At 67.7% G+C, this 7,244-nt stretch carries 7 protein-coding genes; 3 read left to right on the forward strand and 4 right to left on the reverse strand.

Annotation, left to right across the window (positions count from 1 at the left end; translation table 11 throughout):
* Positions 1-29: 29 nt before the first annotated feature.
* Together EKL94_RS16815 and otsA are read left to right on the forward strand one after the other, a co-directional pair.
* Complete coding sequence (locus EKL94_RS16815; RefSeq protein WP_126929956.1) at positions 30-1,811, forward strand: glycoside hydrolase family 15 protein; 1,782 nt, start codon at positions 30-32, stop codon at positions 1,809-1,811.
* On the forward strand, positions 1,808-3,172 hold the full coding sequence (gene otsA / locus EKL94_RS16820) for an alpha,alpha-trehalose-phosphate synthase (UDP-forming) (RefSeq protein WP_107431558.1): 1,365 nt from the start codon (positions 1,808-1,810) through the stop codon (positions 3,170-3,172). The genes EKL94_RS16815 and otsA overlap by 4 nt, the downstream gene beginning before the upstream one ends.
* A 72-nt stretch (positions 3,173-3,244) precedes the next feature.
* Here otsA and EKL94_RS16825 read toward each other — a convergent pair whose 3' ends face one another.
* From EKL94_RS16825 to rluD, 4 genes are read right to left on the reverse strand one after another with little or no spacing between them, the layout of a single operon-like run.
* Positions 3,245-3,682 (reverse strand): thiol-disulfide oxidoreductase DCC family protein, encoded by a 438-nt coding sequence (locus tag EKL94_RS16825; protein ID WP_126929957.1) that lies wholly within the window; start codon positions 3,680-3,682, stop codon positions 3,245-3,247.
* Positions 3,657-4,163 carry a DUF4166 domain-containing protein gene (locus EKL94_RS16830; protein WP_126929958.1) on the reverse strand — a complete coding sequence of 169 codons (507 nt, stop codon included), beginning with the start codon at positions 4,161-4,163 and terminating at the stop codon, positions 3,657-3,659. The genes EKL94_RS16825 and EKL94_RS16830 overlap by 26 nt, the downstream gene beginning before the upstream one ends.
* A 20-nt stretch (positions 4,164-4,183) precedes the next feature.
* Positions 4,184-4,954 (reverse strand): peptidoglycan editing factor PgeF, encoded by a 771-nt coding sequence (gene pgeF / locus EKL94_RS16835; protein ID WP_126929959.1) that lies wholly within the window; start codon positions 4,952-4,954, stop codon positions 4,184-4,186.
* A complete protein-coding gene (gene rluD, locus EKL94_RS16840; RefSeq protein WP_126929960.1) occupies positions 4,954-5,943 on the reverse strand; it encodes a 23S rRNA pseudouridine(1911/1915/1917) synthase RluD in 990 nt (329 codons plus the stop codon). Before rluD ends, pgeF begins: the two co-directional genes overlap by 1 nt.
* Positions 5,944-6,056: 113 nt before the next feature.
* Between rluD and EKL94_RS16845 the strand changes: the two genes are divergently transcribed.
* Complete coding sequence (locus EKL94_RS16845) at positions 6,057-6,944, forward strand: outer membrane protein assembly factor BamD (protein ID WP_029379759.1); 888 nt, start codon at positions 6,057-6,059, stop codon at positions 6,942-6,944.
* The last annotated feature ends 300 nt before the right edge of the window (positions 6,945-7,244 follow it).

Here is a 7,244-nt window from a genome sequence, read left to right on the forward strand (position 1 = left end):
CCACGGCCGCAACCGAGATGTACCGCGTGATGACCCAACCCGATCTTGATCTGGGCGTGGTCGGCAACGGCAGCTTCGGCGCCCTGGTCGACAAACGTGCCCGCGTTGTCTGGAGCTGCCTGCCCACCTTCGACGGCGACCCCACCTTCTGTGCCCTGCTCGGCCCCAACCAGCAGACCGGTGGCGACTTCGCCATCGAGCTGGAGGACTTCGCGAGCAGCGAGCAGGAATACCTGACCAACACCGCAATCCTGCGTACCGTGCTGCGCGACGCGCACGGTGGCGAACTGGAAATCCTCGATTTCGCCCCCCGCTGGCGCCAGAACGACCGCTTCTACCGTCCGGTCAGCCTGATCCGCCAGGTGCGTCCGCTGGCCGGCAGCCCGCGCATCACCGTGCGTGCGCGACCGCTGGCGGACTGGGGCGCACGCGTGCCCGAATCCACCTGGGGCAGCAACCATGTGCGCTGGATCCTGCCCGAGCATGTGCTGCGTCTGACCACCGACCTGCCGGTGCGCTTCGTGCGCGACGGCCTGCCGTTCGTACTCAACCATCCCATCCACCTGATCCTCGGCGTGGATGAATCGCTCAATCGTTCGATCAGCGGCTACGTGCAGGAAGCCTTCCAGCGCACCCGCGATTACTGGCGCGAATGGGTGCGCTACCTGTCCATTCCGCTGGAATGGCAGGATGCGGTGATCCGCAGTGCGATCACCCTGAAGCTGTGCCAGTACGAGGACAGCGGCGCGATCATTGCGGCGATGACCACCTCCATTCCGGAAGCCCCCGGCAGCGTGCGCAACTGGGACTACCGTTACTGCTGGCTGCGTGATGCCGCGTTTGTGGTGCGCGCACTGAATCGCCTCGGCGCAACGCGCACGATGGAACAGTTCCTCGGCTACATCTTCAACCTGGCCACCACCGACGGCACGCTGCAGCCGCTGTATGGCATCGGCTTCGAGGCCAAGCTGGACGAGGATGAGGTCCCCAGCCTGTCCGGCTACCGTGGCATGGGTCCGGTCCGCCGTGGCAACCTGGCCTGGGTGCAGCGCCAGCACGATGTCTACGGCAGCGTGGTGCTGGCGTCCACGCAGTTGTTCTTCGACCGGCGCCTGCAGGACCCGGGTGATGCGCATACCTTCGCCCGCCTCGAACCCTTGGGCGAACAGGCGTTCGCCCTGCACGACGTACCCGATGCCGGCCTGTGGGAATTCCGCGGCCGCACCGAAGTGCACACCTACACCAGCGCGATGTGCTGGGCCGCCTGCGACCGCCTGTGCAAGATCGCCGTGCGCCTGAAGCGTGATGACCGCGCACGCTATTGGCGCGAGCGCGCCGACACCATCCACGCGCGCATCATGGCCGAATCCTGGAGCGAGGAGCTGGGCCACTTCACCGATACCTTCGGTGGCCATCGGCTGGATGCCTCGTTGCTGCTGCTGGCCGACATCGGCTTCATCGACGCGCTGGACGCGCGCTTCGTCGCCACCGTGGATGCCATCGGCCGTGACCTCAAGCATGGCAATTCGCTGTACCGCTATGTCGCTCCGGATGACTTCGGCGAGCCGGAAACCAGCTTCACCATCTGCACCTTCTGGTACATCGACGCGCTGGCCGCGATCGGGCGCATGGACGAAGCACGCGGGATGTTCGAACTGCTGTTGAAACAGCGCAACCACCTGGGCCTGCTGTCGGAGGATCTGGCCTTCGACACTGGCGAAGCCTGGGGCAATTTCCCGCAGACCTATTCCCACGTTGGCCTGATCACCGCCGCGATGCGCCTGTCGCGGTCCTGGCAGGAGGCATCGTGAGTCGTCTGGTGGTGGTTTCAAACCGCGTGGCCGTGCCGGGCGAGAACCGCGCCGGTGGCCTGGCGGTGGGCCTGCTGGCCGCGTTGAAGGAACGTGGCGGTATGTGGTTCGGCTGGAGCGGCAAGAGCGTGCGCGACGGCAGCGGCACGCTGCACACACAGAAGGACGGTGACATCGAATTCGTCACCCTCGACCTGAGCAAGCGCGAGGTGGACGGCTACTACAACGGCTTCGCCAACCGCACCCTGTGGCCGCTGCTGCACTTCCGCCTGGACCTGGTCGACTACGACCGTGGCACCCGCGAGACCTACCACAAGGTCAACGCGCTGTTCGCCGACAAGCTCGCGCCGCTGCTGCGCGAGGACGACATCGTCTGGATCCACGACTACCACCTGATCCCGCTTGGTGCGCTGCTGCGCGAGCGTGGCATTGGCTGCCGCATCGGTTTCTTCCTGCACATCCCGATGCCGTCGGCCGACCTGCTGCAGGCGATGCCCGACCACCTGCGGCTGTTCTCCGCGCTGTATGCCTACGACCTGGTCGGCTTCCAGACCCAGCGCGATGCCGATCGCTTCCAGACCTACCTGCGCCTGTTCGGTGGTGGCCGCGTGCTCGACAACGGCGAGCTGGAAGCACCGGGCGGGCGCCGCTTCCGCGCGGCGGCTTTCCCGATCGGCATCGACACCGAGCTGATCGCACGCCAGGCCGGCACCGCCGCCACCAAGGCCGCCGTAAAGAACCTGCGCAACAGCCTGCGGGACCGCCAGCTGGCGATCGGCGTGGATCGCCTGGACTATTCCAAGGGCCTGCCCGAGCGTTTCCTCGGCTTCGAGCGCTATCTGGAGCGCCACCCCGACCAGCGTGGTTCGCTGACCTACCTGCAGATCGCGCCGGTCTCGCGCGGCGATGTCACCGAGTACCGGCAGCTGCGCAGCCAGCTGGAACAGATCGCCGGGCACATCAACGGTGGTCACGCCGAGCCGGACTGGACGCCGCTGCGCTACGTCAACCAGAACTTCACCCACGCGACCCTCACCGGTTTCTACCGGGCGGCGGCGGTCGGCCTGGTCACGCCGCTGCGCGATGGCATGAACCTGGTGGCCAAGGAATACGTGGCCTCGCAGGACCCGGAAGATCCCGGCGTGCTGGTGCTATCGTTGCTGGCCGGCGCCGCCGACGAACTCAAACAGGCGCTGCTGGTAAACCCGCATGATCTGGACGGCGTGGCCGACGCCATCGCCACGGCAGCGACGATGTCGCTGCGAAGGCGCAAGGAACGCTGGCACGCGATGATGGATCACCTGCGCACCTACGACATCAACCACTGGCGCCGCAGCTACCTGGACGCGCTGGAAGGCTGAGGGAAAAAGGGGACGGAGGGGATTAAGTCGTTTGTGCACAAACGACTTAATCCCCTCCGTCCCCTTTTTTCTTCAATCCAGGAATCGCGCGGCCTGCTCCGGTGCAGGCAGGTAACAGGCATCATGCCGCCCGAACCAGCGATAGCGGTTGCGCGCCAGCGCGCGGTACGCGGCATCACGCCAGCCGCGCGGCACTGCCCGCAACGCGCCGGTCAGGCGCCAGGCGCCGCCCAGCCCCGCCAGCACGCGCAGGATCGCATCGGTATCGGTCCAGGCGCCCTGCGCGTCCAGCAGCAGGAACGACATCGGGTCCTGCGGGTCCAGACCGTGCGCGCGCAACAGCGCGCTGCCCTGCGCCCCCTGCATCGCCGCAAAGCGGTAGCGCCCCCTGCGGTCGAAACGCAGCAGGAAGCGCACCCAGCGGTTGCACAGCGCGCATACGCCATCGAACACGATCACCGCACTGCCCGCCTCGGCGGCAGCGTCACTGCGGTTCGAGCCAGCCTTCATAGCGGATCAGGGCTCCCACCCAGGGCAGCGTCACATCGACCAGGAAAGTGTAACGCTCCCCCTGCCAGGCTTCGCGGCAACGCACGCCACCAAACCAGCGCCTCGGCAGCGGCAGCAGCCCGAACGCCCAGACCCGGCGCACCGACCAGTCGATGCCACCCTCGCGGGCCTGCAGATCAAATTCGAAGCGCACCGCGCCCAACTGCTCGCGCAGGCATCCCTCGTGCGCCCACAGCCGCGACACCATCGGCCAGCGGCCAAAACGACGCGCCCATTGCTCGCCCTGCCCGTGCGCGCTGAACGCCACTTCGGTGGGCAGCGCGTCTCCGTCCTTCGGCAGCCGCGCCAGCGCGGCCAGCAGCGGCACCAGCCAGTGCCGCCCCCTCACGATGCGCGCCTGCCCCACGTAGCGGCAGGGCAACGGCGCGGCGTGCAGCGCCTGCACCGGCCCTGCCAGGGTGGCGAAGGCCGGCCCCAGCACGCGCGCGAACAGCGGCGTAGTCAGGGCGCGATCCAGGCCAGGGTCGCCATGCGCCCGGTGCGACGGTCGCGCCGGTGCGAATACAGGTCAGGATCGGCCATGGTCGACACCGTGCCGCCATACACCTGCGCCGGGTCCATGCCCGCCGCCTGCAGGCGCTGGCGGGCCAGCGCGAACAGGTCCACCTTCCAGTGACCGGGGCGCGTCGCCACGAACGCCGCTTCGGCGGCTGGATCATGGCCGACGAAGGCGTGGTAGACCTCTTCGCCGATCTCGTAGTCGGCCGGTCCGGCGGCCGGGCCCAGCCAGGCCCGCAGCTGCGCCGGCGGCGTCTGCATGGCGGCCACCGTGGCCTCCAGCATGCCGTCGGCCAGGCCACGCCAACCTGCGTGGGCCGCGCCCACTTCACTGCCGTCGGCGGCGGCAAACACCACCGGCAGGCAGTCGGCGGTCAGGATCGCCAGCACCACGCCCGGCACCGAGGTCACCGCGGCGTCGGCCACCGGTTCGCTGGCGCCGGGCACCGGCGGCGCGCTGAAGCGCAGCACGGTACTGCTGTGCACCTGGCGCAGCCAGTGCGGGGCCGACGGCAGCGCCAGCCCCTGCTGCAGCAGCTGGCGGTTGTGCTCCACATTGGCCGGGGTATCACCATCGGCCGCGTGCCGGTTGCCCAGGTTGAACTGCGCGAACGGCGCCGGCGAAATGCCCGCGCCGTGCCGACGCGTGGTCAGCGCATGGACGCCCGGAGGCGCCGGCCAGTCCGCCTGCAGCAAGGGCAGCGCGGCGGCCATCACCAGCGGTCCCGCTCGCGCGCGGCGAAGGCTTCGCTGTCTTCGCGCAGCACCTTCATCAGGTGCAGCATGTCCTCCGGCACCGGCGCAGTGTTGCGCACCGGCTCACCGGTGATCGGGTGCGTGAACTCCAGCGTCTCGGCATGCAGGGCCTGGCGCTTGAAGCCGCGCAGCGCGGCCACCAGCTCGTCGCTGGCGCCCTTGGGCAGCTTCAGCGCACCGCCGTACAGCGGGTCGCCAATGATCGGATGGCGCACATGCGCCATATGCACGCGGATCTGGTGGGTACGGCCGGTTTCCAGGCGGCACTCCAGCGCGGTGTGCGCACGGAAGCGCTCGCGCAGGCGGTAATGGGTGATCGCTTCCTTGCCGTCCTCGCGCACGGCCATCTTCAGGCGGTCGCGCGGGTGGCGGTCGATCGGGGCATCGGCGGTACCGCCGGCCACCAGCGCGCCCATCACGATGGCCAGGTACTGGCGGTGCACGTCGCGTGCGGCCAGCTGCTCGACCAGCGCGGTCTGCGCTTCCAGGGTCTTGGCCACCACCATCACGCCGCTGGTGTCCTTGTCCAGGCGGTGCACGATGCCCGCACGCGGCAGCACCGCCACCGACGGGTCGCGGAACAGCAGGGCGTTGACCAGGGTGCCGCTGTGGTTGCCCGCACCCGGGTGCACCACCAGGCCCACCGGCTTGTTGATCACCAGCAGGTGCTCGTCCTCGAACAGCACGTCCAGCGGGATGTCCTCCGGCTGGGCGTCGGTCTGGGTCTCGAGCACCACGTTGAGGGTCACGAGCTCGCCGCCGCGCAGCGGATCGCGCGGGCGCACCTGGGCGCCGTCCAGCAGCACCTCACCGGCCTTGATCCACTCGGTCAGGCGCGAACGCGAGTATTCGGGGAACAATTCGGCCACGACGGCGTCGAAACGGCGGCCGGCAGCGGTGTCGGGGACGATGGCCTGGCGGGCCGATTCAGAGGGTTGTTCAGACATGGCAGGGGGCATTCTTTGAAATTTTGGGGTCCCGGCGGCCGGTTTCAGTCGCTGGACAGGACACTAGGCTATCATCGACCCTTCGTATTCCAGCCGCGTCCCGCCTCGACCCCATGATCCGACGCTCCGCCATGCTCTCCGCGCCCGTCCGCCTCACCGCCCTGCTGCTGGTGCTGGTCATCGCCGCCACCGGCTGCCACCGTGGTGCCAAGAAGGGCGATCGCCCCGATGAAGGGACGCCGGTCGAACAGTTGTACGAGAAGAGTCACAAGCTGATGCAGGGTGGCAACTGGAGCGGCGCCGAAGCCAGCTTCCGCCGCCTGGTGGCCCAGTATCCGTACGGTCCGTACACCGAGCAGGCGATGATCGAGACCGCCTACGCCCAGTACAAGGCCGGCAAGCACGATGACGCGGTGTCCAGCATCGACCGCTTCATCCGTACCTATCCGACCCATCGCAACATCGCGTACCTGTACTACCTGCGCGGCCTGGCCAACTCCAACCGCAGTACGGTTTTCCTGCGTCGCGTATGGTCGCTGGATGCCAGCCGTCGCGATCTGTCCACGCCGCACCAGGCGTATTCGGACTTCAACATCGTGGTGGACCGCTATCCGAACAGCCGCTACGCCGCCGATGCGCGCCAGCGCATGCTGGAGCTGCGTGACGTGTTCGCCCAGCACGAGCTGGACAACGCCCTGTACTACATGCGCCGCGGCGCCTGGGTCTCGGCCGCCGGCCGCGCCAACTACCTGCTGGAAACCTACCCGCAGAGCGCGTTCCAGTACGACGCCGTCGCTGTCCTGGCCGATTCCTACACCCACCTGGGCAACAAGACCCTGGCCGACGATGCCCGCCGCGTCCTGCAGCTGAACCAGCCGGACCACCCGTGGCTGGAAGGCAAGTGGCCGAAGTACCCGTGGATGATCCGCAAGCTGAACCCGTTCGCTGGCGAGAAGTCCGCCAGCACCGGCCAGCGCAACGCGCGACTGGAAAAGAAATAAGAAAAAGGCCCCGCAAGGGGCCTTTCTTTGTCGGTAGATCCACGCCATGCGTGGAGGGTTCGCGCGCCCATGGACCACGACGCTAGGAATTCTACGAATCCCCGGCGGATGCGACGCCGGTCCCAATCGGCGCCGGCGAGGCCCTCCACACTGCGGCGCAACGGCCATCTTAACCACACTCCACCCCACGAGCGGAACCCTAATACTGTATACGCGCTTCTGCTTAACAAAAACAAAAACGCGTACCAGTGTACTCCCGTTTGCACAATCACCTCTAAACAGTAACACCAACTTACAGAT

The organism is Stenotrophomonas maltophilia (assembly GCF_003970865.1).
Taxonomy (GTDB): Bacteria; Pseudomonadota; Gammaproteobacteria; order Xanthomonadales; family Xanthomonadaceae; genus Stenotrophomonas; species Stenotrophomonas maltophilia_AR.